The following is a 24,465-nucleotide window of genomic DNA, read 5'->3' on the forward strand; positions in this document are numbered from 1 at the left end:
CGCCCGGGCTCAGTTTGACGCTCTTAGATGTTGGACCAGTTGCTGGGCATGACCTGGCAGTTCGGCGAACCGGCGCACGCAGAGAGTGAGCTGCCGTCGGGCCCAGGAGTCCGTCAACCGGAGCCCGCGGATCGCCATGGACTTCTGATACCGGCGGGCGGCAGTCGCGGGCACCACGCCGATGCCGATGTCGCGCTCGACCATCCGGCAGATCGCATCGAAGCTGCGCAGACGGACTCGGAGCTTCAACCGGCGCCCGGAGCGTGCCGCATGCTCGGCCAGGTAGTCCTGGAGCGCGCTTCCCGAGGCCAACCCCACGAAGTCCTGGTCCAGCACCTCGACGAAGCGGAGCTCCCGGCGCGCCGCCAGGGGATGTGCTCGCGCGGTGACGACCACGAGCTGATCGAGTCGGAACGGAAAGGTCTCGAGGCCCTCGAGGTCGACGGAGTCAGAGACGATGCCGATATCCGCCCGCCCCTCGGCCACGGCTTGGACAATCTCGTAGCTGAGCCGTTCCTCCAGGTCGATGTTGATGTTCGGGTGGTCCGTCAGGAAGGAGCTCAGCGCCTCCGGCAGGAACTCCGTCAACGCGGAGGTATTGGACAGGAGGCGGACATGGCCCTTCAAGCCATGGGCGTATTCGCCGAGCTCGCCCCGCATCCGTTCGAGCTGCTCCAGCACGGTGCGAGCATGATGGACCAACGCCCGTCCCGCAGGAGTCGGACGGACACCGCGCCGCTCCCGCTCCAGCAGCGGAACGCCAAGCGCATCTTCCATGCCGCGGATGCGAGCGCTCGCGGAGGCCAGGGCGAGATGGCTTCGCTGGGCTCCCCCCGTGATGCTCCCGGCCTCGGCCACGTGGAGGAACAGTCGCAAGTCGGTCAGATCGAAACGCATCATCGGGCCCTCGGGGCTTGCTGAATGGCCAGCCTTCGTCTGGGACGAAGGCAGCCTCAGCCAATCCCAGATTGTCCAGCCTCGCCAGCACCCTCAAGCTGGATGCATGAGTTCCCCTCTGCTGTTGGCCGCCGCCAGCTTTCTGGCCGGCGCCATGAACGCGGTCGCCGGTGGCGGCTCGTTCGTCACCTTCCCCGCGCTTGTCTGGAGCGGCGTGCCCTCGGTCGCCGCCAATGCGTCGAGCAGCGTCGCGTTGTTCCCAGGCAGCTTCGCCAGCGCTTGGGCCTACCGTGATGATTTCAGGAGCTTCGAAGGCGTCTCGGTGAGAGCACTGCTCCCGGTGAGCCTGGCCGGCGGACTCACCGGAGCCATGCTGCTCCTTCTGACGCCCCAGACGACCTTCGACGCAGTCATTCCCTGGCTGCTGTTGCTCGGCACCCTGGCCTTCGCGTTCGGCCAGCAGGCAGGCGCAAGGCTCCGGCAGCGCATCCGCATCGGGCCGGCCCTGCTACTCGGGGGGCAGTTCGTTCTCTCCATCTACGGCGGCTATTTCGGAGGTGCCGTCGGACTCATGATGATGGCGGTCTGGAGTCTGTTCGGTGTCAGCGACCTCCGGGCGATGAACGCGGCCAAGACGCTGCTCGTAGGGGTGACGAACACCGTGGCCGTGGCGTGTTTCATCGTCGCAGGAGAAGTCTGGTGGACACAGACGCTCCTGATGGCTCTCGGGGCGGTGGCTGGCGGTTACGTCGGAGCGCGAGTCGGTCGCCGCATCTCCCCATCCCATCTCCGCCTCGGCATCACGGCCTTCAATGTAGCGATGACCGCCGCGTTCTTCCTGCGCACCTGAACAAGATGGGGCTCGATACCCTCACCCCGACCCTCTCCCAGAGGGAGAGGGAGTGGATGCGACAGATGGCCTTTGGCTACAGGCGACCTTCGAGGAAGTTGCGCACCAGCCGGGGGCCCTCGGGCGTCAGGACGCTCTCCGGGTGGAACTGCACGCCCACCACCGGCCGCTCACGGTGCCGCAGCCCCATGATGAGCCCATCCAGCGTCCACGCCGTCGCCTCCAGCTCCGCCGGCAGCGTTGCCGCGTCCACCACCAGCGAGTGGTAGCGCGCCGCCTGGAAGCCCGCGGGCATGCCCTCGAAGATGCTCCGGCCCTCATGGCGAATGGATGCCGTCTTGCCGTGCACCGGCTCCGGCGCTCGCACGACGTTGCCGCCGAAGACGGCCCCGATGGACTGGTGACCGAGGCATACGCCCAGCACCGGCACCTTCGCGCCGCGAATGGCCGCCATGCTCACCCCAGCCTCCGTCGGCGTGCACGGTCCCGGTGACACCACCAGGTGCGAGGCCCCCGAGGCCTCCACACCCGCGGCGTCGATCTCATCGTTGCGAACCACCTTCACCTCGGCTCCCAGCGTGTACAGGAGCTGCACGAGGTTGAAGGTGAACGAGTCGTAGTTGTCGATGACGAGGATCACCGCACACCTCCCTCACGCGCCTGCTTCAGGGCCGTGGCAAGCACCCGCGCCTTGGCCTCCGTCTCGTCCGCCTCCTTCGAGGGCACCGAGTCCGCCACCAATCCCGCGCCCGCCTCCCACATCGTGCGGTCCCCGTCGATGAAGAAGGTGCGCAGGGCGATGGCCAGGTCCAGCGCGCCGCAGAAGGACAGGTAGCCCACCGCGCCCGCGTAGGGGCCACGACGCGTGGGCTCCAGCTCGTCGATGATCTGCATCGCGCGAATCTTCGGAGCCCCGGACACCGTGCCCGCCGGGAAGGTGTACGCCAGCGCATCGAGCGCGTCGTACTTCGCATCGAGCTTCCCGCGCACCTGCGAGACAATGTGCATCACGTGGCTATAGCGCTCGATGACCATCAGGTCCTCGACGCGCACCGAGCCCGGAGCCGCCACGCGGCCCACGTCGTTGCGGCCCAGGTCCACCAGCATCATGTGCTCGGCGCGCTCCTTCTCGTCGGCGAGCAGCTCCTTCTCCAGGGCCTGGTCTTCGGCCTCGGTGGTGCCGCGGCGCCGGGTGCCGGCAATGGGGCGTACCACGACGTCTCCGTCGCGCACCTGCACGAGCAGCTCCGGAGAAGCACCCACCAGTGCGCGCGCATCACCCAGCTCGATGTGGAAGAGGTACGGCGAGGGGTTGATGCGGCGCAGCGCCCGGTAGAGGGAGAGCGGCGGCGGCGCGCCACGCGCCTCGAAGCGGCGGGCGAGCACCACCTGCATGCAGTCACCGGCGCGGATGTACTCCTTCACGCGCTCCACGGCGGCCTCGTAGCCGGCGCGGTCCCAGTGGACAGAGATCTCGGCCTCTCCGCGCATGGGCGGATTGGGGACATAGGCGTCCACCGGGAGGGGCCGCAGCAACCGCGCGGCGAGGGCCTCGGCACGAGCCTCCGCGTCCGCGAGCGCCTGGGCGACGCTGCCATGACGGTTCGGCCGGGCAATGGCGGTGGCATGCAGCGTCTGAGTGCGCGAATCGTGAGTGACGAACTCATCGCACAGCAGCCACTCGGAGTCGGGGAAGGAGATGTCGCGGGAGTGCCGATCTGGCACGTGGCGCTCGAACCAGGACATGCAGTTGTAGCCGAGGTAGCCGACGAGGCCGCCGACGAACGGGGGCTCACCGGGGAGCTTGGCCACGGCATGCTCACGCCAGACGGAGCGCAGGACGTCGAGAGGAGCGCCCTCGAGACGCTGTTGCTGGTCGCCGCGCCAGAGGGTGCCGCCAGTGCGGTCGAGCCGGAGACGACCGGAGGGTGCGGTGCCGATGTGGCTGTAGCGACCGAAGCGCTCGCCACCATGGCAGGACTCGAGGATGAAACCTCGCGCACCACCGAGCTTGAGGTAGGCAGACAGCGGGGTGTCGAGGTCGGCGGGGAGCACGACCGAGACGGGGACCGCCTCGCCCTTCTCCGCGCGTTGGCGGTAGGCCGCCTTGCGCTCCTGAGCGTTCATCACGTTCCTCTGTGTATGCCCCCTCTCCCTCTGGGAGAGGGTTGGGGTGAGGGTCTTCCAGACCGACACTCCGGCACGGGAAACTACCCCTCCGTTATCCCCCGTCCGGCGCGGCCGGAAAAGGGCTCCGGGCGTCCGATACGGACCCACCTGCCCGTCTTGACAGGACCATCACCTCGACCCCTCGCCGAGCAGGCAGACCTTCGCGCCCGCCAGGCGAGCGTCTCAATCCTCGCCGCGAGCCCGCTCCCGAGGGCCGAACAGCCACTCCAGCCCGCGCCACACATCGTCCCGCCAGGCCGTGTAGTTATGGCCGCCGTGGTACTCGCGGTACTCGGCGCGGTGGCCCGAGGCACGAAGCACGGGGAGGATGCGCTGGTTGCACTCGGCGAGCGCCTCGAAGTGGCCGCAATCCATCCACACCTCGAGTGGCCGGGAGGGAGCACGGCGGGCGAGGTCGAACACCACGAAGTCGCGGTTCCACACGCTGAAGGCCCCGGACTGGGAGAGTACGTGTCCGAAGACCTCGGGCGCGCGCAATCCCGCGTACAAGGCAATCAGCCCGCCAAACGACGCACCGAGGACTGCATGGGCGCCGGGCTCGCGCTTCTCATCCACGAGCCGCAGTTCGCGGCGGGCGAGCGGCAGAACCTTGTCCAACAGGAAGGCCAGAGTGGCCTCGCTGCAGGTGTACTCGACGGTGCGCGCGGGGCCACCGTGGGCCACCATCGCCAGGGCGACGGGACGGATGCGGCCCTGAGCAATGAGGTTATCCACCAGGGTGGGCAGCTTCGCGCGCCGAAGGAAATCCGGCCCGTCGAACACCACCACCAGCGGGCAGGACTTGGAGGTGGGAGGCTCGTAGAGGTGGACCGCGCGCTGGCGGCCGACACACAGCTCATTCGTCTCCACCATGTGACGGGTGACAGTGCCGCGCGGCACGCCACGCTGCCGCTGCGCGAGGGGTGTAGGGCGCGACTCGGGCATGTGGAAGAAGTGGTTGAAGTCCCCGAAGCCGTTGGAGACGAGACGCTCGTTGAGGGGGTCTCTCACCCGCCGGCCCTTCGCGTCCTGGAATGCGTACTCCACATAGGTATCGCGAGGCAGCTTCAGCGTGTGCGTCCACAGCCCGGGCGCCACCTCCTTCAGGGGGATGGGCTCGCCCGACCAGTCCCGGAAGTCACCCGATACGGACACAGGCTTGCGCCCGCGCCACACGAAGGTGGCCGTCTCTCCATCGATGACCGGCGAGCCCTCCGCGCGGGCCCGCTGCTCCAACGTCATGCTGTCCATGGCTCGCTCCAGGGCGGACGGTAGCCGCCCCGGATGCGCCCTGCCAACACCTCGCACCTAGCGCGCGAGGGCGGCACGAGCCGGGCGGATGGCCACCAGGCCCAGCACGGCGGCGAACAGCCAGCGGCCCCAGCGCGAGCGCTTCTCCACCGGGTGATTGCGCGGAGCGAACTCCTCGAAGAGCTGCACCATGCCCTTGATGAAGTGGCGCATGTCGAGAGGGCTGCGGCTGGAGAACCACCGGTCATCGCGGACGCCCGGCTCATCCATCCACTGGCCGCCCGCGTTGCGGATGTCGTCCTTGATACCGGGCCACGAGGCCAGCTTGCGTCCACTGGCCAGGCCCGCGGACACGAGCACCCAAGGGCCATGACAGAGCGTGGCGATGGGCCGGCCGTGCCGGTCGAACTCGCGCACGAAGTCGAGCACGTCCTCGCTCTGGCGGAGAGAGTCCGGATTGACGAAGCCCCCGGGGATGAGCAGCGCGTCGAAGTCCTTGGGCCGGGCCTTGTGCACCGTCTCGTCCACCGGGACCTTCTTGCCCGGCCATAGCAGGTTCATGCCGCGGATGTGCCCCTTGTGGAGGGAGATGATGTCCACCTGGGCGCCCCGCTTGCGCAGCGCCCGCACGGGAAGGGTGAGCTCCACTTGCTCGAACCCATCCGTAGCCAGCACGCCCACTCGGATGCCCCTCAATGTCTTCCTCGCCATGCCCGCGCCTCCCAGTTTTCTTCCCGCGGAATCGTCGGCATCCCTCTCGCACTCGGCATTCCACGCTCCCTGGTCCGGAGGGCAGCCAGGAGAGCAGCCGGAAGGCGTCACGGCCCCGTGGCCTGGGTTTCCTGTTTATAGGTAGCGATGAGCTGAGCGAGCCCCAAGGTTGTTTGAATGTCGGTGTGCTCGCGCGAGCTCCCAAGGGCGCCCTGTCCTCCGGGACAAGGCACGAGCCTCCAGGCAGGATGGCGACCGTCCGGGAGGGAGCACCATGTCGAAGGCCTTCACGAAAGAAGACTCAGGCGGAGAGGACGTTCTGCTTCCTCCTCGGCCCCGCTCGGCGACCGGCGAGAAGCGGTACATCACTCCCGAAGGCTACCGGGCCCTGCAGGAGGAGCTCGCAGCGCTGACGGCTCCCGCGTCTCAGCAGAAGGACACCCCGGCGCTTCAAGGCGAGGCACGTGCCCGTGAGCGGACGCGCCGCGCGCAGCAACTGGCCGCCATCCTGGAGGAGGTCAAGGTGGTGTCCTCAGAGCACCCCGACGAGGAGCACGTCTACTTCGGTGCGTGGGTGACGCTCGAGGACGAGGAGGGTGAGGAGACGGCGTACCGCATCGTCGGCCCGGACGAGGCGGATGTGAAGGCGGGCCGCCTCAGTGTCGAGTTCTCCCCTCGCGCGGGCCCTCCTGGGCAAGGAGCCAGGCGAGTCCGTTCGGGTCGAGCGTCCACGTGGCGCCATGGAGTACACCGTCACTGGGGTGTCCTACCGGCCCCCCACATCCTGAGCACCGCAGGCGCTGTCAGGGACACGCGCTTGCTGCGTCAGACTTGGTGTCATAATAACACCAACCATTCGAGGGCTCCCATGAATGACGCGCAGCGCAGGTTCACCTTCTTCTGGAGACAGCAGTCCCCCTTCTCGCAGTGGTACCCGGTGGAGTTCGTGGTGGGGGGCGTGCGGTTCACGTGCGCCGAGCAGTACATGATGCATGGCAAGGCGGTGCTCTTCGCTGACGAGGAGATGGCAACGCGCATCCTGAAAGCGCGGACGCCCAAGGAGCACAAGGCGCTGGGGCGCAAGGTGCGCGGCTTCGAGGGCGCGGTGTGGGAGCGCGAGCGCGAGCGCATCGTCTATGAGGGCAGCCACGCCAAGTTCACGCAGAACGCGGAGCTACTCGCGGCGCTGCTGGCCACGGCGGGCACGGAGCTGGTGGAGGCCAGTCCGATGGATCGCATCTGGGGCGTGGGCCTCTCGGCGGAGGACCCGCGCATCCAGGACCCCGCGACGTGGCGGGGCCAGAACCTGCTTGGGAAGGTGCTCACGCGCCTGCGTGAGGATCTTCTCGCCGCGGACGCCCCTGGGAGCCGCTAGGAGCGTGTCGGAAAACCCCACCTTGGAGGGTGGGGAAGAGGAGTGACGCCCCAGGTGGTCCTTCAGAGGGGAGGCGAGTTCTGGTTGAAGGTGGAGGGTGAGCACCACCTCGAGGAAGAAGCCGGAGCAGGCCGCCCTGTTGGAAGTAGCAACCAGCGAGAAGCCGGAGCGGGAGGAGACGAAGAGCTCCGCCCGCTACGCCTCGCCGAGACCGTTCCGGGAGTGGCAGCCGGAGCAGGGCCAGTTGCTACCGCAGTACGCGAGGGAAGTGCTGGGAGAGGGGCACCTGGCGTGCTTCTTCGTCGAGCTGCGCAAGACGCTCGACTTCAGCGCCATTCTGAAGGCGTACACCCAGGAGTGCGGTCAGCCGCCCTACCACCCGGTGATGATGACGTTGCTGCTCATGTACGCGTACGCGCGAGGCATTACGAGCAGCCGGGAGATTGAGAGGAGGTGCGAGACGGACATCGCCTTCCGCTACCTGACGGGAGGAGAGAGGCCGGACCACGACACGGTGTGCACCTTCAGGGTGAGGCACCTGGAAGCCTTCCGAGCGCTCTTCGTGGACACGCTGAGGCTGGCGCGCGGCTCGGGGCTCAAGAAGCTGGGGCACCTGGCGGTGGATGGCTCGAAATGGAAGGCCAACGCCAGCAAGCACAAGGCGATGAGCTACGGACGAATGGAGGAGTCCATGAAGAAGCTGGACGAGCAGATAGACAGGCTGCTTGCGGAGGCCGCGGCGCTGGATGCGGAGGAGGACAGGCGCTACGGCAAGGGGCGACGCGGGGATGAGCTGCCCGAGGAGCTGAAGAATCCAGAGAAGCGCGCCGAGCGGCTGCGGCAGGCCGCGCGTGAGCTGGAGGCGGAGAAGAAGCTCGAGCTGGCGGTGGAGAAGGAGAAGCGCCGGGAGAAGATTCGCGAGGCCAAGGAGGACTTGGAGAAGGAGGCCAGGGAGAAGGCTGGGGCCAGGGGTGAAAACCCGGAGGAGGCGAAGCCCTCCGAGAAGGCGCAGCGCAATTTCACCGACCCGGAATCGAGAATAATGCCGCGGGCAGGCGCCTTCCAGCAGTCCTACAACGCACAGGTGGCAGCGGACGCGGACACGCAACTGATAGTGGCCCAGGAAGTGGGGCAGAGCACCAGTGATGCACGCCAGCTGGCCCCCATGGTGGAGCAGGTGGAAGCCAACACGGGACTGGTGCCCAAGGAGCTGAGTGCGGACACGGGCTACCTGAGCCAGGAGGACATTGAGAAGGTGGAGGACAAGGGGGTGGAGTGCTTTGTGGCCACCGGGCGCGGCAAGCACGGAGAGGAAGCGCCGCCAGCTCCTCGAGGACGCCCGCCGGCGGGACTGAGCTTCAAGGAGCGAATGAAGCGCAAGATTTTGACGAAGCGGGGACGCAAGGCGTACGCGCGGCGCAAGGTGACAGCCGAGCCTGTCATCGGGCAGGTGAAGAACACAGTCCTGCCACGCTTCTCGCTGAGGGGCCTCACCAAGGTGCAAGGGGAATTCTCGCTGGCGTGTGCCGTCCACAACCTGAAGAAGTTGTGGAAGCTGGGGTGGGAACTGCCCAGCCTGGCCGCGCAGGCGGCGTAGCGGAGCAGGTCGCCGCACGGCGGTCGCGGCTCCACGGCATCCGCACCTGGGGCGCCATATCGCTCCCGCTACGCGCTACCGTACCTCTGGCCGATTCGCCGACACGCTCCTAGGGCCGCGCCTGCTTCAACATCCGCGAGGCGAGGCGGTCGATGACGCCCGGCGCGAGCGCCTTGAGGGCCAGCAGCAGCTTCGCGGCCGGCATCATCACCAGCTCGCGCTCGCGGCGCTCCATGGCACGCAGGATGAGGTCCGCGCAGGTGCGCGTATCCATTATCCGGTTGCCCTTCTCCTCGGCGATGTCCGCATGGCCGGCCGAGCCGTCGGGACCGAGCGCCCGCGAGCGGATGTTGCTGGTGACGAACCCGGGCGACACGACGAGCACGTCCACGCCCGTGCCGCTCAGCTCGATACGCAGCGAGTCGAAGAACCCCTGCATCGCGTGCTTCGTCGCGGCATACCCGGTACGGGTGGGCGCGCCGTTCTTGCCCGTCAGCGAGGAGATGGCGACGAGCAGGCCCCTCCGTGCCTTCAGGTGCGGGAGCGCGGCGTGCGTGCAGTAGACCGAGCCCAGGTAGTTCACCCGCATGAGGCGCTCGAAGATGGAGAGGTCCGTCACGTCCTCGAAGCGCCCCCGCATCGCCATCCCGGCGTTGTTGACGAAGGCGTCGATGCCGCCGAACGTCTCCACTGCCCGCTCCACCAGGCGCCGGCAGTCCTCGGGGTTACCCACGTCCGTGGGGACCACCAAGGCGCGGCCTCCGGCCTGCTCACACCGCTGCTTCACCCGCTCCAGCTCCGCCTGACTCCGGGCCGCCAGCACCAGTTGGGCCCTGCGCTCCGCGAGCGCCACCGCCAGCTCCTCACCGATTCCCGAGGACGCCCCGGTGATGACCACCGTCTTTCCTTGCATGGGGCCGCATGCTCGCTCCACCCCACCCCCCATGGCACCCCACGCCTCTTCCATCTATTAGAAGAGGTGTGAGCACCTCCAAGCGCCGCCGCATCCTCGACATCGTGGCCACCGACGCCACCTTCGAGCGCACCGACTACCGCGGGCGCGAGGTGTGGCTCGGAAAGTGCTTGCACTGCAACGCGTACCTCACCGTCAGCCTGGACGGCGAGCCCATCAGCCGCGCCACCATCGAGCACATCATCCCCCGGGTTCATGGGGGCACGGATGCGCTGGAGAACCTCGGCCTGGCGTGTGCGCGCTGCAACCAGGGCAAGGGCAGCCGGCACGATCGGCACTTTGATCGGGATCCCCGGGTCCGGGAGCTGGTGGATCGGCTGCTGGAGCGCCGCCGCGAGCGCTGGCGTGACCCGGACGCCACCTGAAATCCCCTCAGGTTCAACCCCCCTTCCATCTCGTAGAAGAGAACATCATCCGGACAAGTTTCCAGCCGCGCCACAACGTGGCGGGTCGTGGTATCCCCCCGCGCGCGGACAGAGAAAGGTTGACACCTGGATAATGATGCTCGATGGTCACGCGCCGCGTTGGGACGGGACGAGGAGGAGGGACCCCGCCCATCGCAAATCATCAGTCGGATGGGGTCGGGCGTGTCCGCATGTCTCCTGCCAGGGCAGGAGCCGTCGCAGCCACAGCAACGCCGTGCATGAGCTTCTTGTTCCAGTCTCCCTGTGCCATCTCCGGTCCGGCCGCACCGTCCTCCCGGTCGCGTCCTCTGGAGCCGCCCAATGACTAGCCCCCGGTCCTGGATATGAGTGGTCCTCTCTTCCCACGCTGGACGAACACGGTGTCGCGAGCTTCGGCCGCGGCGCTACTTGCAATTCCCGCGATCGCACTGGGCGGTCTGATGGCGTACGTGCGGTCTCCGTTCGTCACCAACCAGAACCGGCCGATCGAACAGCCGATCGAGTTCGATCACCGGCACCACGCGGGTGACGAGCAGATCGACTGTCGCTACTGCCACTTCTCCGTGGAGAAGTCGCCGTCGGCGGGCATCCCTTCCACCACCGTGTGCATGTCGTGTCACGCGCAGGTGTGGAACAAGAGCCCGTACCTGGCGATGGTGCGTGAGGCGTACTTCACGGACCAGCCCATCCCCTGGGTGCGCGTCCACAACCTGCCGGACTTCGTCTACTTCAATCACGCCATCCATGTGTCCAAGGGCGTTGGCTGCGTCAGCTGCCACGGCCGCGTGGACCAGATGGCCGCCATTGAGCAGTACCAGCCGCTCACCATGCAGTGGTGTCTGGACTGCCACCGGAACCCGAAGCCCAACCTGCGCCCGCAGGAGTTCATCACCAGCATGACCTGGCAGCCGCCGGCCGACCATGAAGAGGCCGCCAAGCTCGCCGACACGCTGTATGAACAGTACGACGTTCACGCGCGCACGAGCTGCTCCACATGCCATCGCTGAAGCCCAAGCTCGACGGAGCCCCCATGAAGGACACCCCTACCTCCTTCGCCCTGCCGGTCGTCTCCGACAAGGCTGAGGCCGCACACGACCACGACCATCACCATGACGTCGTGGGTGAGGCGCTGGACCACGCCGCCGCGAACGCCGTGACGTCCGAGGGCGCCTACGGCAAGACGTACTGGCGCAGCCTCGAGGAGAGGCTCGGCCAGGCCGAGTACCTCGAGGAGACCCGCCCCGAGTTCCCCACGGGCGCGGACCTGCCCCCCACCGGCGTGGCCCGCCGTGAGTTCATGCAGCTGCTGGGCGCATCCATGGCGCTGGCCGGCGCTACCGCCTGCTCCACCCGCCCGGTGGACGAGCGCATGGTGCCCTACACCCGCACGCCTCCCGAGATGGTGCCGGGCAACCCCCTGCACTACGCCTCGGGCATGACGTTCGGGGGCCACACCTCCGGCATCCTCGTCACCGCGCGTGAGGGCCGCCCCGTCAAGGTGGAAGGCAACCCGCAGCACCCGGTGAACCTGGGCGCCGCCGGTGTCTTCGAGCAGGCCTTCCTGATGTCCCTGTACGATCCGCAGCGCGCCCGCGTGCTGCGTCACCGCAAGGACCCGCGCTCGCTGCGCACCTTCGGTGAGGAGATCAGCACGGTCATCGCCCGGGCGGCTCAGGAGAACGGCGGAGCGCGCGTGCGCTTCCTCACCGAGCCGAACACCTCTCCGGTGCTCGGAGATCTGCGCGAGCGCATCCAGAAGCGGCTGCCCAACGCGAAGTTCGTCGGCTACACGTCCGTCGCCCAGGACGCGGCCACCGAGGGTGCCCGCGCGGTGCTCGGCGCCCCGGCCACCCCGGTGTACGACTTCTCCAAGGCGGACGTCGTCCTCTCCCTGGACGCGGACTTCCTGGAGAGCCGCCCGGCCAACCTGGCCTACGCCCGCGCCTTCGCGAAGCGGCGTGACCCGGCCGAGGGCAACCTCAACCGCCTCTACGTCGCCGAGCCGCGCTTCACCATCACCGGCGGCATGGCGGACCACCGCCTGCGCGCGAAGTCCCAGGAGATTCTCGCCATCGCCGCCGCCATCGCCTCGCGCGTGGGCGGAGGGGCCGAGGGTCTGGGCGCCGCTGCCGCCGCGAAGGCCCAGCTCAACGCCAACCACCAGAAGTGGGTGGATGCGGTCGCCGCTGACCTGCGCGCCGCCGCTGGCCGCAGCGCGGTGGTCGCAGGCGAGCGTCAGCCCGCCGCGGTGCACGCCCTGGCCGCCGCCATCAACTCGGCGCTCGGCAACGTGCCCCAGACGGTGCGCTACGTGGCCGCCACCGTCACGGAGAGCACCAACGACGCCAGCCTCCGCTCGCTGGTGCAGGAGCTGAACAACGGCGCGGTGGACGTGCTCGTCATCACCTCCTGGAACCCGGTCTACCGCGCGCCGGTGGACCTGGAGCTCCAGAAGGCGCTGAGCCCGGAGAACGCCAACCGCAGCAAGCTCACGGTCGTCTACACCTCGCTCTTCGAGGACGAGACGAGCACGTACGCTGACTGGTTCATCCCGGCCGCGCACGAGCTGGAGTCCTGGAGCGATGGCCGGTCCATGGACGGCACGGTGTCCGTCGTGCAGCCGCTGATTCAGCCGCTCTACAACGGCGTGCCCGCCTCGGAGCTGCTCGCGCTCTTCCTGGGTGAGCCGTACCGCAGCAGCTACCAGATCCTCCGCGACTTCTGGCGTGGCCGCTCCGCCGCCCTCGCCGACTTCGAGACGGCCTGGGAGACGTGGGTGTCGGTGGGCATCGTCCCCGACACCGCCTCGGCGGCCATCACCAGCACCCCGAACCTGGACGCTGCCCGCGCCCTGGTGGACGCCTACACCCCGCCTGCCTCCGGCGGCCTCGAGGTGAACTTCGTCACGGACTACAAGGTCTTCGACGGCCAGTTCGCCAACATGTCCTGGCTGCAGGAGCTGCCGGACCCCATCTCGAAGATCACCTGGGACAACGCGGCCTACGTCAGCCCGGCCACCGCCGAGAGCCTGAAGCTGCAGCCGGGTGACATGGCCACGCTCACGTACCGCAAGGCCTCGCTGAAGGTTCCGGTGTGGATCACCCCCGGCATCGCCGACGGCGTGGTGGTGCTGCCCCTGGGCTACGGCCGCACGGGTCTCTTCGAGACGGTGGCCAAGGAAGTCGGCTTCAACGCCAACCTGGTGCGCAACTCCGACGCGCCCTGGTTCGACGGCGGTGCGTCGCTGGAGAAGGATGCGCGCGCCACCCACAAGTTCTCCCTGACCCAGAGCCACTGGCGCACGGAGGGCCGCCCCATCGCCCTCGACATGCCGGTGGAGCAGTTCCGCAAGGAGCTGGAGCAGGAGAAGCATCACGCGAGCCCTCTGATGTTCCGCGTCCGCGGCGACGTCGAGAAGCCCAACCTGCTGCCGGACTTCGAGTACAAGGACTACAAGTGGGCGATGGCCATCGACCTCGCCCGCTGCACCGGCTGCGCCGCGTGCGTGGTGGCCTGCCAGGCGGAGAACAACATCCCCGTCGTGGGCAAGGAGCAGGTGTCCCGCAGCCGTGAGATGCAGTGGCTGCGCATCGACCGCTACTTCTCCGGCCAGGAGCTGCACGACCCCGAGATGGTCATGCAGCCGGTGGCCTGCGTGCACTGTGAGAAGGCGCCCTGCGAGTACGTGTGCCCGGTGAACGCCACCGTCCACTCGGACGAGGGCCTCAACGACATGGTGTACAACCGCTGCGTCGGTACGCGGTACTGCTCCAACAACTGCCCGTACAAGGTCCGCCGCTTCAACTACCTGCACTACACCGCGGACAAGACGCCCACGCAGAAGATGATGATGAACCCGGACGTCACGGTGCGTAACCGCGGCGTCATGGAGAAGTGCACCTACTGCGTGCAGCGCATCGAGCGCGTCCGCATCAAGGCGCGGGTGGAGAAGCGGCCCATCTTCGAGAAGGAGCTGCAGACCGCCTGCCAGCAGACGTGCCCCACCGAGGCCATCGTGTTCGGCACCCTGAGCGACCCGAACGCCCAGGTGACGAAGCACCACCACGACGAGCGCGCCTACAAGCTGCTGAACGAGCTGGGCACCAAGCCGCGCACCGCCCACCTCATCCGCCTGCGAAATCCCAATCCTGCCCTCGCGTCCGCCAAGCCCGCCGGCGAGTCGCACGAAGGAGGCCACTGAGCCATGGCCGAGACCGCTGCTCATAACGCCGCTTCGCTCGATCCGCTCGAGCCGCGGCCCCTCGTCGCGCCGCACCACGACGACAAGTCCCTCAACGAGACCCTGCTCGACCACGTGTGGGCCAAGCCCGGTAAGGGCTGGTTCATGCTGTTCGGCCTGGCCCTCTCGGCGCTCGGCCTGCTGGTCCTGGGTGTGACTGTCACCCTGGCCCGCGGCATCGGCATGTGGGGTAACAACCAGCCCAACGGCTGGGCGTTCGACATCGTCAACTTCGTCTGGTGGGTCGGTATCGGTCACGCCGGTACGCTCATCTCCGCCATCCTCCTGCTCTTCCAGCAGAAGTGGCGCACGAGCATCAACCGCTTCGCCGAGGCCATGACGCTCTTCGCCGTGTGCTGCGCGGGTCTCTTCCCGCTGCTGCACACGGGCCGTCCCTGGTTCGCCTTCTGGCTCTTCCCCTACCCCTCCACCCTGGGCGCCTGGCCGCAGTTCCGCTCGCCGCTCGTGTGGGACGTGTTCGCCATCTCGACGTACCTCACCGTGTCCGCCCTCTTCTGGTACGTGGGTCTCATCCCCGACCTGGCGGCCCTGCGTGACTCGTCCAAGGGCAAGCTGCAGCGCACCATCTACGGCCTCTTCGCCCTCGGCTGGCGCGGCTCCGGCCGTCACTGGCACAACTACAAGATTGGCTACCTGCTGCTCGCCGGTATCTCCACCCCGCTCGTGGTCAGCGTGCACACGATCGTGTCCTTCGACTTCGCCACCTCGCTCATCCCCGGCTGGCACGCCACCATCTTCCCGCCCTACTTCGTGGCCGGCGCCGTGTTCAGCGGCTTCGCGATGGTGATCACGCTCATCGTGCCCGCCCGCAAGTACCTCAAGCTCCGGGACGTCATCACCGACCGCCACCTGGAGAACATGAACAAGGTGATTCTGGCGACGGGCCTGATCGTCTCCTACGGCTACCTGATGGAGCACTTCATCGCCTGGTACTCCGGCAGCGAGTTCGAGATCTGGACCTTCTACGTGAACCGCGCCCGCGGTCCGTACGCCGGCGTGTACTGGCTGATGATCGCCTGCAACGTCATCACCCCGAACATCTTCTGGTTCAAGAAGTGCCGGACCAGCATCCCCATCATGTGGGTGGCGTCCATCCTGGTGAACATCGGCATGTGGTGCGAGCGCTTCATCATCATCGTGACGTCGCTGACGCAGGACTTCCTGCCCTCCTCGTGGGACCTGTACAGCCCGACCTGGGTGGACTGGTCCATCTACGTGGGAACGCTGGGCCTCTTCGGCACGCTGTTCCTGCTCTTCCTCAAGTTCGTCCCCGCGGTCGCGGTGAGCGAGGTGAAGGAGCTCCAGCTCGAGCTCAAGCACGCCGCCCACCACGCCGCCCATGGCGCGGAGACTGGCGCCACCCACGGAGCGCACTGACCCATGTCCGCCGAAATCAAGGTTCTGGATAGCTGGGTGCTGGCCGAGTTCGCCACTCCCGAGGCCCTGGTGGATGCCACCCGGCAGATGCGGGAGAAGGGCTACGAAGGCATGGACACCTACTCGCCCTACCCGCTGCACGGTGGGTCCGAGGCGCTGGGCCTGCCGCCCTCGCGCGTCCCCTTCATCGCCCTGGGTGGCGCGCTGACGGGCATGATCACCGCCCTCGCCTTCCAGACGTACATGAACACCATCGACTACCCGCTCAACGTGGGTGGCCGTCCGACGTTCAGCCTGCCGGCCTGGGTGCCCATCACCTTCGAGCTGTCGGTGCTGCTGTGCGCGTTCGGCATCTTCTTCGGTCTGCTGGGGCTCAGCCGTCTGCCCCAGCCGTACCACCCGGTCTTCGAGAGCGAGGAGTTCCGCAGCGCGTCCACGCACGGCTACTGGCTGAGCGTGCCCGCCGCCGCCACCGTGAAGGCCGATGACGTCAAGAACCAGCTCACGTCCCTGGGTGCAACCCATGTGACCGTGGTCACGGGAGAGAAGGAATGAAGTGGCTCATCCCCGCGGCCGGGCTCGCCCTGGCCGGCTGCAACGTCCCGTCCGAGTTCCTCCAGCGCATGGAGGATCAGGCCAAGTACGAGTACTACGAGACGAGTGAGTTCTGGGCGAATGGCCAGTCCATGCGCACCCCGCCCGAGGGCACCATCCCGCGCGAGCGGCCGGTGGGCAACCCCGGGCTGAGCACGGGCCGCGTCAACGGGCAGCTCGTCAGCGGCATCCCGCTCGAGCTCAACCGTGAGGTGCTCGAGCTGGGCCAGAAGAAGTACAACATCGTCTGCTCGCAGTGCCACGGCCGGCTCGGTGACGGGAACAGCGTGGTGGCGGAGAACATGGCCATGCGCCTGCCTCCGTCCCTGCTCGAGGTCGCCCACAAGCCGGACGGACACATCTATGTCGCCATCAACGAGGGCTACGGCGTGATGCCGTCCTTCTCGGGCGAGCTCAACACTCAGGAGCGCTGGGCCGTGGTGGCCTACGTGCGCGCGCTGCAGAAGGCCCGCAACACTCAGGTGGGCGGCCAGCAGCCCCTTCCGCAGGAGAACCGGTGATGATTGCCGTGGATCGTTTCAACGGCGGCTCCAAGACGATGACGCTGGCGGGTGGCCTGGGCGTGCTCGGCCTGGTGCTGACCGCGGTGGGCTTCTTCACCGCGCCGCAGGCGACGGTGTTCAGCTACCTGTTCGGCTTCACCTACTGGCTGGGCATCTCGGTGGCCGCCATCATCATGGTGGCCATCTTCCACACGGCCAAGGCCAAGTGGATCACCATCCTGCGCCGCACCATGGAGACCATGGGCTCCAGCGTGTTCGTGTTCGCGCTGCTGATCCTGCCCCTGCTCTTCGGGGCCAAGTACATCTTCCCCTGGGTGGACGGCGCCAACTGGGTGTTCCCCGGTACCGACGGCGTGAAGTTCACCGAGGTGGAGCTGCACCACCTGCACCACAAGCACCCCTACCTCAACCTGACGTTCCTCTACATCCGTCAGGCCATCTACTTCGGGGTGTGGATCTTCGTGTCCTGGCGGCTGCGCACCTGGAGCATGGAGCAGGACACCACCGGCGCGCTGGAGCTCACCACCAAGCAGCGGCGCTTCTCCCCCGGCTCGCTCCCCTTCCTTGCGCTGACCATTACTTTTGCTGGTTTCGACTGGCTGATGACGCTCACGCCGCTCTGGCAGTCCACCATCTTTGGCGTCTATTACTTCGCCGGGAGCTTCCTGGCCGCCTTCTGCGTGCTGACGATCGCCACGGTGAATGCCCAGGGCAAGGACGAGTACGGCACCTTGGTGACGACGGCGCACTACCACAACCTGGGTAAGCTCCTGCTGGCCTTCACGGCCTTCTGGGCCTACATCGCCTTCTCCCAGTTCCTCCTCATCTGGGTGGCCAACATCCCGGAGGAGGCCGGCTGGTTCAAGCTGCGCATCGAGGGCAACTGGAGGCCGCTGTCCATCGCGCTCTTCGTCATGGGCTTCGCGGTGCCCTTCTTCACCCTGCTCTCGCGCAACCTGAAGCTCAAGCCGCGGCTGCTCGCCGTGGTGGCCGTCTACCTGCTCATCATGCACGCGGTGGACATGTACTGGCTCATCTGGCCGGCGTACTCGCCGCAGGGCCCGTCGTTCCACTGGACGCTCATCACCTCCTTCGTGGGCGTGGGTGGGCTGGCGGTGGCCGCGGCCGTCTGGCAGGCCCGGGGCCGCTACACGCTGCCGGTGAAGGATCCCTACATCTCGGAGTCGCTGAGGTACGTGCAGCCATGAAGAAGACCGAGTCGGAGCTCGAGTCGCGCGTCATCCGTGGCGCGCATGGCGTGGCCGCCGAGGAAGACCACATCATCACCTCCAAGGTCGTGCAGGTGGGCGTGGTCTCCCTCGTCGTCTTCATCGTCGGCGGAATCTGGGCCTGGCGCATCCAGGTGGCGACGACGCGGGAGTTCGTCCCCGAGGGCCCGGCCCCCATTCCGGCGCTCATCACGCCGGACAAGGACCACAAGACGGCCTACGAGATTGGCATCGTGAACCAGCGCCTGTTCCAGCTGGACACGCACGCCGAGGAGAAGATCGCCTCCCAGCAGAAGGCGCTGGAGAGCGGCTGGGCGGACGAGCCCGGCGTGGTGGCTCGTCCCACCATCTCCACGGCAATGGACCAGGTCATCGCCGAGCAGGCGGCCAGCCGGCAGCAGGCCCCCGCCAACCCCTCCCCCGCGCCGCAGCAGCCGGCGCCCCAGCAGCCGTAGTTTCGCGGTAGAAGAAGAAGCGCGATGTGCACCCCCACTTCTCCCTACACTGTCCGCGCCGGGATGGCGGCGCTGCTCCTGGTGCTGAGCACCGGGCTGCCGGCGTATGCCCTCCCGGGTGGCGGCAAAGTTCCCAAGAGCATTATCGACGCCCAGTCTGACGCTCCGCCGCAGGTGCGCGGGGTGGACGTCGAGGAGCACTTGGGAGATCTGGCACCGCTGGAGGCCCAGTTCACCGACGCCTCCGGCAAGTCGGTACGGCTGCGCGACGTGCTGCCGCGGACCCGACCGGTGCTGCTGACGCTCGTGTATTACAACTGTCCTCTGCTCTGTAACCTCGTCATCAACGAGCAGATCCGCACCATGCGCGAGCTGGGGCTGGAGCTGGGCAAGGACTACGAGGCGGTCACGGTGAGCATTGACCCGAAGGACACGCCGGCGCAGAGCCACGAACGGCGCCGACGCCACCTTCAGTCCATGGGCCTGCCGGAGACGGCACCCTGGCACTTCCTCACCGGCACCCAGGAGAACATCCACCAGCTCGCGGACACGGTGGGCTTCAAGTACGCCTACGACGAGAGCACCAAGCAGTACGTGCACCCGGCCGTGTTGATGGTGCTCACCCCCGAGGGGTCCATCTCGCGCTACCTGTACGGCACGTCCTTCCCCGCGAAGGACATGAAGCTGGCCCTGCTGGAGGCGGCCGGTGGCCGCGTGGGCACCAGCTTCGACCGCATCGTCCTCACTTGCTTCAAGTATGACACCGCCACCCGGCGGTACGGCTTCTACATCTTTGGATTCCTCCGGATAGGCGCGCTCATGGTGTTCGGCGCGCTCGCTACCATGCTCGCCTACTACTGGAGGCGTGAGCTGAAGAAAGGCGCAGCAGCATGAACGAGTTGCTGAACAATCTCCTGTTCCTCCCGGAGCAGGCGTCGACCTTCGCAGAGCGGGTGGACAACCTGCACTACTTCGTCGTCACCGTGACGATGCTGAGCTCGCTCGCGGTGGGCACGGCGGCGGTCTTCTTCTTCTTCCGCTACCGCCGGCGGAAGCCGAACCAGGCGACGGAGTACGTCGTCCCGTCGGTGAAGACGGAGTTCCTCTTCGTCTCGCTGCCGCTGGTGTTCTTCCTCACCTGGTTCGTCATCGGCTTCCGGGACTTCGTCTTCGTCTCCACTCCGCCCAAGGACGCCATGGACGTCTACGTCATGGGCAAGCAGTGGATGTGGAAGTTCTCCTACCCGGAGGGCCCCAACGGCGTGAACGTGCTGCACGTGCCGGCCAACCGCCCGGTGCGCCTGCTCATCACCTCGCGCGACGTGCTCCACTCCTTCTTCGTGCCGGCCTTCCGCATCAAGATGGATGCGGTTCCGGGCCGCTACACGCAGACCTGGTTCGAGGCCACCAAGCCGGGCACGTACCAGATTCTGTGCACCGAGTACTGCGGCCTGTCGCACTCCAAGATGCTGGGAGAGGTGGTGGTGCTCTCGGCCGAGGAGTGGGACGCGTGGGTGAAGGAGCAGCGCAAGGGCGCCCTGCAGAACCGCCAGGACGCGCTGGCGGACCTGAGCCTGGAGCCTCACCCGGCCCGCATGGCGGAGCAGGGCCAGAAGGTGGCGGCCGAGGTCGGCTGCTTCAAGTGCCACACCGTCAATGGTGAGCCGCACATCGGACCCACCTTCCTGGGCATGTACGGCCGCACGGAGGCGCTGGACAACGGCCGCAACATCCGCGTGGACGAGGCCTGGATTACCCAGTCGATGATGGACCCGGGTGCCCACCTCGTGGCCGGCTATCCCAACGTCATGCCCACCTTCCAGGGCAAGCTGACGGGGCCCCAGACGGCGGCCATCGTCGAGTACATCAAGACCCTGCGCGTTCCGGACATCCGCACCGACGCTTCTCAAGGACCTGTCTATGAGCCCATCCAGTAGCATCGCAGCCGAGCCGGGCGCTGTGCCCGCGCCGGATGAGCATCACGAGCACCACCCGAGCTACCTGGTCGATGGCACCACGCTGAAGTCGTGGCTGCTGACGCTCGACCACAAGCGCATCGGGGTGATGTACCTCATCTGGGTCCTGCTCTTCTTCCTCATCGGCGGCATCTACGCGCTGGTGGTCCGTCTGGAGCTGCTCACGCCGGGCCCGACCATCATCGACGCGATGACGTACAACCGCGCCTTCACCATGCACGGCGTGGTGATGATCTTCCTGTTCATGATCCCGGCCATCCCCGGCGCCTTCGGCAACTTCATGCTGCCGCTGATGCTGGGCGCCAAGGACGTGGCCTTCCCCAAGCTGAACCTGCTCTCGCTCTACCTGCTGCTGACGGGCGCGGTCATCGCCATCTGGGGAATGATCAACGGCGGAATGGACACGGGCTGGACGTTCTACACCCCGTACAGCACGCACACGACGACGACGGTGGCGCCCATCCTCTTCGGCGCGTTCATCATCGGCTTCAGCTCCATCGCCACGGGCCTCAACTTCATCGTCACCACGCACACCATGCGGGCGCCGGGCATCACCTGGTTCAAGATGCCGCTGTTCGTGTGGGCCATGTACGCCACGGCGTGCATCCAGGTGCTGGCCACGCCGGTGCTGGGCCTGGTGCTGCTCCTGGTGGTGGGTGAGCACCTGTTCCACTTCGGCATCTTCGACCCGGCCCAGGGCGGCGACCCGGTGCTCTTCCAGCACCTGTTCTGGTTCTACTCGCACCCCGCCGTGTACATCATGGTGCTGCCGTCCTTCGGTGTGATGTCCGAGGTGGTGGCCACCTTCAGCCGCAAGAACATCTTCGGTTACCGCGCGGTGGCGTTCTCGTCGCTGGGCATCGCCTTCGTGGGCTTCTTCGCGTGGGGCCACCACATGTTCGTGTCCGGCCAGTCCACGTTCAACGCGGGCGTGTTCGCGGTGCTGACGATGCTGGTGGGCGTGTTCACCGCCATCAAGGTCTTCAACTGGGTGGGCACCGTCTACAAGGGCGCGGTCGACTTCAAGACGCCCTTCGCCTACTTCTGCGGCTTCCTCTACTTCACCGTGTTCGGCGGCATGACGGGCGTGGCGTTCGCCACGGCGTCGCTGGACGTGCCCTGGCACGACACCTACTTCGTGGTGGCGCACTTCCACTTCATCATGGTGGGCGCGACCATCATGGCCTTCATGGCAGCGCTCCACTACTGGTTCCCGAAGATGTTCGGGAAGAGCTACCACGAGGGGTGGGGCCTGGTGTCCGCGGCCCTCATCATCCTGGGCTTCAACGCCACGTTCATCCCCCAGTTCCTCCTGGGCAACGCGGGCATGCCGCGCCGCTACTATGAGTACCCGGAGCGCTTCCAGACGCTGAACGTGGCCTCCACGGCCGGCGCCTCGCTGCTCGCGTTCGGCTTCCTCATCAGCGCCATCTACCTCACGTACGCGCTGGTGTACGGCCGCCGCGCCGCCTCCAACCCGTGGCGCAGCCGCGGCTACGAGTGGCTGACCGAGTCTCCGCCCCCGACCCACAACTTCGTGGGCCCGCAGCCCACCTACCCCGAGGAGCCCCACTTCTACGTGGAGCCCAAGAAGGCCGAGGTGCCCGATGCAGTCTAGTACCGCCACCGCCGACGTGGCTGGCGTGCCCCCGCGGCCGCAGGTGGCTGCTCACTTCGCCTCGCTCGAGGTGCAGCACCACGCGGCCCGGCTCGGCATGTGGCTGTTCCTGGCCACTGAAATCCTGCTGTTCGCCGGCCTGTTCGTCATCTACGCGAACTACCGCTTCCTCTTCCCGGAGGCGTTCGCCGCCGCCAGCCGTCTGCTGGACTGGAAGCTGGGCACCTTCAACACCCTGCTGCTCATCACCTCGTCGTTCACCGCCGCCATGGCGGTGCACTACGCCAAGGAGGCGAAGAACAAGCAGGTGGTGCTGATGTTCGTGCTCACCATCGTGATGGCCGCGGGCTTCCTCGTGGTCAAGTACTTCGAGTACGCCCACAAGTTCCACGACCACACGCTGCCCGGTCCGTACTACGCCTACCCGGGCCTCACGCTGCCCGGCGCGTCCGCGTACTTCACCATCTACTTCCTCTCGACGGGCCTGCATGCCTTCCACGTCATCGTGGGCATGATCGTGCTGGGGTGGGTGACCCTCAAGGCGATGAGGAACGAGTTCAGCTACCACAACTACACCGCCGTCGAGCTGGGCAGCATGTACTGGCACCTGGTCGACCTGGTGTGGATCTTCCTCTTCCCCATGCTGTACCTCATCTAACGGAGGCCCCCGCTCATGTCCGCCATGGCCAATGAGTCGTTCAAGGAAGAGCGTGAGATGCGCGAGGAGCACCACTCCGGACCCGGGAAGTACATCCTGGTCTGGGCGGCGCTCATGGTGTTCACCGTCATCACGGTGTGGACGGGCCGCATGCACATCGAGACCGGTGCACTGGCGCTCGCGCTGGTAATCGCCTCGGTGAAGGGCGCCCTCGTGGCGCTGTACTTCATGCACCTGTCCGAGCACCAGGGCGCCAGCCGGCTGGTGTTCGGCACGTCCATGCTGTTCGTGGTGCTCATGCTCCTGTTCACCCTCTTCGACATCGGCACCCGCTTCCGCCCCGCCCTGCCCTCCTCCGCCAGTCCCCAGGAGTGGCCCGTGTCGACGCCCGGCCAGTCCGGCCGCTACGGTGGAGGCCTGAAGGCCCCGGGTACCAACCCGAAGTAGTCGCGTCTTCAAGATGCACCCCACGCGGCGCCGCGGAGCTCTCCCCGGCGCCGCGTTTCATTTGCGGGCTCTGGCTGGAACACCCTCACCCCGACCCTCTCCCAGAGGGAGAGGGAGTTGACCCATGCACCTCGTTGCCGCCTCCGACGAACAGCAGCTCCAACGCGACGCGCTCACGTACTCCGAGTGGGGCAAGCTGCTCTCCCCCCAGGGCTATGCCGCCCGGGAGCAACGTCTCCGCGCCCACCCCTGGTCCCGCTCGGACATGCGCACCTGGCTGCTATGCGGCGAGGACGGCGAAGTGCTCGCCTCCTGCGAGACGTTCCGCACCCGCAGCTTCCTGCGCAACGACGAGGGCTCGCTCGTCCCCGGCGACAGCTTCGCCATCGCCAGCGTCTTCACCGAGGAGCGTCTGCGCGGCCACGGCTACGCCACCCGGCTGATGGACCTGCTCGCCGCCGAGCTGGAGCGCCAGCCTCACGCCCATGCCGCCCTCCTCTTCTCTGATGTGGGCCCGCGCATCTATGCGCGCTCGGGCTACCAGGAGCTGCCCGCCTGGGACTGGCACCTGCCCCCCACTCCCGGCAACCCCGGCGAGCCCGTGGACTCACTCCTGCGGGAGGAGGACCTCGCTACAGCCCTCGGCCGCCTGCGCCTCCCTGAGGTGCCCTTCTTCTTCTGGCCCACCCCGGCCCAGCTCGACTGGCACCTGGAGCGCGGCCGTATCTACGTCGAGCACCTCGGCTGTTCCCTCCCCGCCTCCGTCGGCGCCAATGCGGGCGCTTCCACCATCCTCTGGGGACTCGTGGGCCGGAGCGCCGAGCTGACGGTGCTGATGCTCGATGCACGCTCTCCCTCGGAGGCCCAGGCCCTCCTGGAGGCCGCCCGCCGCGAGGCCTCGCGCTCCCGCCTTTCCCGCGTGGTGGTCTGGGAGGAGCCCTCCCATGCCCCGCTCCTTCCTCGCCTCCAGGGCGAGGGAGCCACCCGTGTGGCCCGCGACGGCTCTCTGCCCATGGTGCGGCCCCTCCGCCCCGGGCTGCCCCTGTCCCCCCTCCTCCCGACCCCCCGTGGGCTCTGGGTGTAAGGAACCGCTAGGATG

Annotated in this window: 23 protein-coding genes; 17 read left to right on the plus strand and 6 right to left on the minus strand. The window is 67.3% G+C overall.

Features of this window, described 5'->3' with window-relative positions:
- Nucleotides 1–9: 9 nt before the first annotated feature.
- Nucleotides 10–900, minus strand: coding sequence for a LysR family transcriptional regulator (locus OV287_RS44690; RefSeq protein WP_267540166.1), 891 nt, complete (start codon nt 898–900; stop codon nt 10–12).
- 103 nt (nt 901–1,003) lie between these two features.
- Between OV287_RS44690 and OV287_RS44695 the strand changes: the two genes are divergently transcribed.
- On the plus strand, nt 1,004–1,747 hold the full coding sequence (locus tag OV287_RS44695) for a sulfite exporter TauE/SafE family protein (protein ID WP_267540167.1): 744 nt from the start codon (nt 1,004–1,006) through the stop codon (nt 1,745–1,747).
- 76 nt (nt 1,748–1,823) lie between these two features.
- Here OV287_RS44695 and OV287_RS44700 read toward each other — a convergent pair whose 3' ends face one another.
- From OV287_RS44700 to OV287_RS44715, 4 genes are all read right to left on the minus strand, one after another.
- The gene (locus tag OV287_RS44700) at nt 1,824–2,387 is read right to left on the minus strand and encodes an anthranilate synthase component II (RefSeq protein WP_267540168.1); all 564 of its coding nucleotides are present in this window, start codon (nt 2,385–2,387) and stop codon (nt 1,824–1,826) included.
- Nucleotides 2,384–3,874, minus strand: a complete 1,491-nt coding sequence (locus OV287_RS44705) for an anthranilate synthase component I family protein (protein WP_267540169.1) — start codon at nt 3,872–3,874, stop codon at nt 2,384–2,386. Before OV287_RS44705 ends, OV287_RS44700 begins: the two co-directional genes overlap by 4 nt.
- A gap of 225 nt (nt 3,875–4,099) precedes the next feature.
- Nucleotides 4,100–5,167 (minus strand): alpha/beta hydrolase-fold protein, encoded by a 1,068-nt coding sequence (locus OV287_RS44710; protein ID WP_267540170.1) that lies wholly within the window; start codon nt 5,165–5,167, stop codon nt 4,100–4,102.
- Between the two features lie 57 nt (nt 5,168–5,224).
- On the minus strand, nt 5,225–5,878 hold the full coding sequence (locus tag OV287_RS44715; protein WP_267540171.1) for a type 1 glutamine amidotransferase domain-containing protein: 654 nt from the start codon (nt 5,876–5,878) through the stop codon (nt 5,225–5,227).
- Between the two features lie 274 nt (nt 5,879–6,152).
- Here OV287_RS44715 and ybiA point away from each other — a divergent pair, with 274 nt between their 5' ends.
- Entirely contained in the window at nt 6,153–7,253 is a 1,101-nt protein-coding gene (gene ybiA, locus OV287_RS56745; protein ID WP_444546335.1) for a riboflavin biosynthesis intermediates N-glycosidase, read from the plus strand.
- Between the two features lie 97 nt (nt 7,254–7,350).
- Nucleotides 7,351–8,850, plus strand: a complete 1,500-nt coding sequence (locus OV287_RS44730; protein WP_267535556.1) for an IS1182 family transposase — start codon at nt 7,351–7,353, stop codon at nt 8,848–8,850.
- A 109-nt stretch (nt 8,851–8,959) separates the two neighbouring features.
- Here OV287_RS44730 and OV287_RS44735 read toward each other — a convergent pair whose 3' ends face one another.
- Complete coding sequence (locus OV287_RS44735) at nt 8,960–9,763, minus strand: SDR family oxidoreductase (protein ID WP_267540173.1); 804 nt, start codon at nt 9,761–9,763, stop codon at nt 8,960–8,962.
- A 68-nt stretch (nt 9,764–9,831) separates the two neighbouring features.
- On the opposite strand from OV287_RS44735, the gene OV287_RS44740 reads away from it, so the two are divergent.
- From OV287_RS44740 to OV287_RS44805, 14 genes are all read left to right on the plus strand, one after another.
- The gene (locus OV287_RS44740) at nt 9,832–10,188 is read left to right on the plus strand and encodes an HNH endonuclease (protein WP_267540174.1); all 357 of its coding nucleotides are present in this window, start codon (nt 9,832–9,834) and stop codon (nt 10,186–10,188) included.
- A 383-nt stretch (nt 10,189–10,571) separates the two neighbouring features.
- On the plus strand, nt 10,572–11,234 hold the full coding sequence (locus tag OV287_RS44745; RefSeq protein WP_267540175.1) for a cytochrome c3 family protein: 663 nt from the start codon (nt 10,572–10,574) through the stop codon (nt 11,232–11,234).
- Nucleotides 11,231–14,428: a TAT-variant-translocated molybdopterin oxidoreductase gene (locus OV287_RS44750; protein ID WP_267542550.1), complete on the plus strand. Its 3,198-nt coding sequence runs from the start codon at nt 11,231–11,233 to the stop codon at nt 14,426–14,428. The genes OV287_RS44745 and OV287_RS44750 overlap by 4 nt, the downstream gene beginning before the upstream one ends.
- Before the next feature lie 3 nt (nt 14,429–14,431).
- Nucleotides 14,432–15,865: an NrfD/PsrC family molybdoenzyme membrane anchor subunit gene (gene nrfD / locus OV287_RS44755; RefSeq protein ID WP_267540176.1), complete on the plus strand. Its 1,434-nt coding sequence runs from the start codon at nt 14,432–14,434 to the stop codon at nt 15,863–15,865.
- A gap of 3 nt (nt 15,866–15,868) precedes the next feature.
- Nucleotides 15,869–16,420 carry a DUF3341 domain-containing protein gene (locus OV287_RS44760; RefSeq protein WP_267540177.1) on the plus strand — a complete coding sequence of 184 codons (552 nt, stop codon included), beginning with the start codon at nt 15,869–15,871 and terminating at the stop codon, nt 16,418–16,420.
- On the plus strand, nt 16,417–16,980 hold the full coding sequence (locus tag OV287_RS44765) for a c-type cytochrome (RefSeq protein WP_267540178.1): 564 nt from the start codon (nt 16,417–16,419) through the stop codon (nt 16,978–16,980). Before OV287_RS44760 ends, OV287_RS44765 begins: the two co-directional genes overlap by 4 nt.
- On the plus strand, nt 16,980–18,191 hold the full coding sequence (locus OV287_RS44770; protein WP_267540179.1) for a hypothetical protein: 1,212 nt from the start codon (nt 16,980–16,982) through the stop codon (nt 18,189–18,191). The genes OV287_RS44765 and OV287_RS44770 overlap by 1 nt, the downstream gene beginning before the upstream one ends.
- Complete coding sequence (locus OV287_RS44775) at nt 18,188–18,667, plus strand: hypothetical protein (RefSeq protein WP_267540180.1); 480 nt, start codon at nt 18,188–18,190, stop codon at nt 18,665–18,667. Before OV287_RS44770 ends, OV287_RS44775 begins: the two co-directional genes overlap by 4 nt.
- A gap of 24 nt (nt 18,668–18,691) precedes the next feature.
- The gene (locus OV287_RS44780) at nt 18,692–19,561 is read left to right on the plus strand and encodes an SCO family protein (RefSeq protein WP_267540181.1); all 870 of its coding nucleotides are present in this window, start codon (nt 18,692–18,694) and stop codon (nt 19,559–19,561) included.
- The gene (coxB, locus tag OV287_RS44785; RefSeq protein ID WP_267540182.1) at nt 19,558–20,604 is read left to right on the plus strand and encodes a cytochrome c oxidase subunit II; all 1,047 of its coding nucleotides are present in this window, start codon (nt 19,558–19,560) and stop codon (nt 20,602–20,604) included. Before OV287_RS44780 ends, coxB begins: the two co-directional genes overlap by 4 nt.
- Complete coding sequence (locus tag OV287_RS44790; RefSeq protein WP_267540183.1) at nt 20,588–22,261, plus strand: cbb3-type cytochrome c oxidase subunit I; 1,674 nt, start codon at nt 20,588–20,590, stop codon at nt 22,259–22,261. The genes coxB and OV287_RS44790 overlap by 17 nt, the downstream gene beginning before the upstream one ends.
- Entirely contained in the window at nt 22,251–22,919 is a 669-nt protein-coding gene (locus OV287_RS44795; protein WP_267540184.1) for a cytochrome c oxidase subunit 3 family protein, read from the plus strand. Before OV287_RS44790 ends, OV287_RS44795 begins: the two co-directional genes overlap by 11 nt.
- A gap of 15 nt (nt 22,920–22,934) precedes the next feature.
- Nucleotides 22,935–23,366 (plus strand): cytochrome C oxidase subunit IV family protein, encoded by a 432-nt coding sequence (locus OV287_RS44800; RefSeq protein WP_267540185.1) that lies wholly within the window; start codon nt 22,935–22,937, stop codon nt 23,364–23,366.
- Nucleotides 23,367–23,490: 124 nt separating this feature from the next.
- Nucleotides 23,491–24,450 (plus strand): GNAT family N-acetyltransferase, encoded by a 960-nt coding sequence (locus tag OV287_RS44805; RefSeq protein ID WP_267540186.1) that lies wholly within the window; start codon nt 23,491–23,493, stop codon nt 24,448–24,450.
- The last annotated feature ends 15 nt before the right edge of the window (nt 24,451–24,465 follow it).

The organism is Archangium lansingense (assembly GCF_026626635.1).
Lineage (GTDB): Bacteria > Myxococcota > Myxococcia > Myxococcales > Myxococcaceae > Archangium > Archangium lansingense.

What these genes read in the sequence shown, in the direction of transcription:
- OV287_RS44690 (WP_267540166.1), bottom strand. Translation starts at nt 900, where the DNA reads ATGATGCGTTTCGATCTGACCGACTTGCGACTGTTCCTCCACGTGGCC.
- OV287_RS44695 (WP_267540167.1), top strand. Translation starts at nt 1,004, where the DNA reads ATGAGTTCCCCTCTGCTGTTGGCCGCCGCCAGCTTTCTGGCCGGCGCC.
- OV287_RS44705 (WP_267540169.1), bottom strand. Translation starts at nt 3,874, where the DNA reads ATGAACGCTCAGGAGCGCAAGGCGGCCTACCGCCAACGCGCGGAGAAG.
- OV287_RS44710 (WP_267540170.1), bottom strand. Translation starts at nt 5,167, where the DNA reads ATGGACAGCATGACGTTGGAGCAGCGGGCCCGCGCGGAGGGCTCGCCG.
- OV287_RS44715 (WP_267540171.1), bottom strand. Translation starts at nt 5,878, where the DNA reads ATGGCGAGGAAGACATTGAGGGGCATCCGAGTGGGCGTGCTGGCTACG.
- ybiA (WP_444546335.1), top strand. Translation starts at nt 6,153, where the DNA reads ATGTCGAAGGCCTTCACGAAAGAAGACTCAGGCGGAGAGGACGTTCTG.
- OV287_RS44735 (WP_267540173.1), bottom strand. Translation starts at nt 9,763, where the DNA reads ATGCAAGGAAAGACGGTGGTCATCACCGGGGCGTCCTCGGGAATCGGT.
- OV287_RS44745 (WP_267540175.1), top strand. Translation starts at nt 10,572, where the DNA reads ATGAGTGGTCCTCTCTTCCCACGCTGGACGAACACGGTGTCGCGAGCT.
- nrfD (WP_267540176.1), top strand. Translation starts at nt 14,432, where the DNA reads ATGGCCGAGACCGCTGCTCATAACGCCGCTTCGCTCGATCCGCTCGAG.
- OV287_RS44760 (WP_267540177.1), top strand. Translation starts at nt 15,869, where the DNA reads ATGTCCGCCGAAATCAAGGTTCTGGATAGCTGGGTGCTGGCCGAGTTC.
- OV287_RS44765 (WP_267540178.1), top strand. Translation starts at nt 16,417, where the DNA reads ATGAAGTGGCTCATCCCCGCGGCCGGGCTCGCCCTGGCCGGCTGCAAC.
- OV287_RS44770 (WP_267540179.1), top strand. Translation starts at nt 16,980, where the DNA reads ATGATTGCCGTGGATCGTTTCAACGGCGGCTCCAAGACGATGACGCTG.
- OV287_RS44775 (WP_267540180.1), top strand. Translation starts at nt 18,188, where the DNA reads ATGAAGAAGACCGAGTCGGAGCTCGAGTCGCGCGTCATCCGTGGCGCG.
- OV287_RS44780 (WP_267540181.1), top strand. Translation starts at nt 18,692, where the DNA reads ATGTGCACCCCCACTTCTCCCTACACTGTCCGCGCCGGGATGGCGGCG.
- coxB (WP_267540182.1), top strand. Translation starts at nt 19,558, where the DNA reads ATGAACGAGTTGCTGAACAATCTCCTGTTCCTCCCGGAGCAGGCGTCG.
- OV287_RS44790 (WP_267540183.1), top strand. Translation starts at nt 20,588, where the DNA reads ATGAGCCCATCCAGTAGCATCGCAGCCGAGCCGGGCGCTGTGCCCGCG.
- OV287_RS44795 (WP_267540184.1), top strand. Translation starts at nt 22,251, where the DNA reads ATGCAGTCTAGTACCGCCACCGCCGACGTGGCTGGCGTGCCCCCGCGG.
- OV287_RS44800 (WP_267540185.1), top strand. Translation starts at nt 22,935, where the DNA reads ATGTCCGCCATGGCCAATGAGTCGTTCAAGGAAGAGCGTGAGATGCGC.
- OV287_RS44805 (WP_267540186.1), top strand. Translation starts at nt 23,491, where the DNA reads ATGCACCTCGTTGCCGCCTCCGACGAACAGCAGCTCCAACGCGACGCG.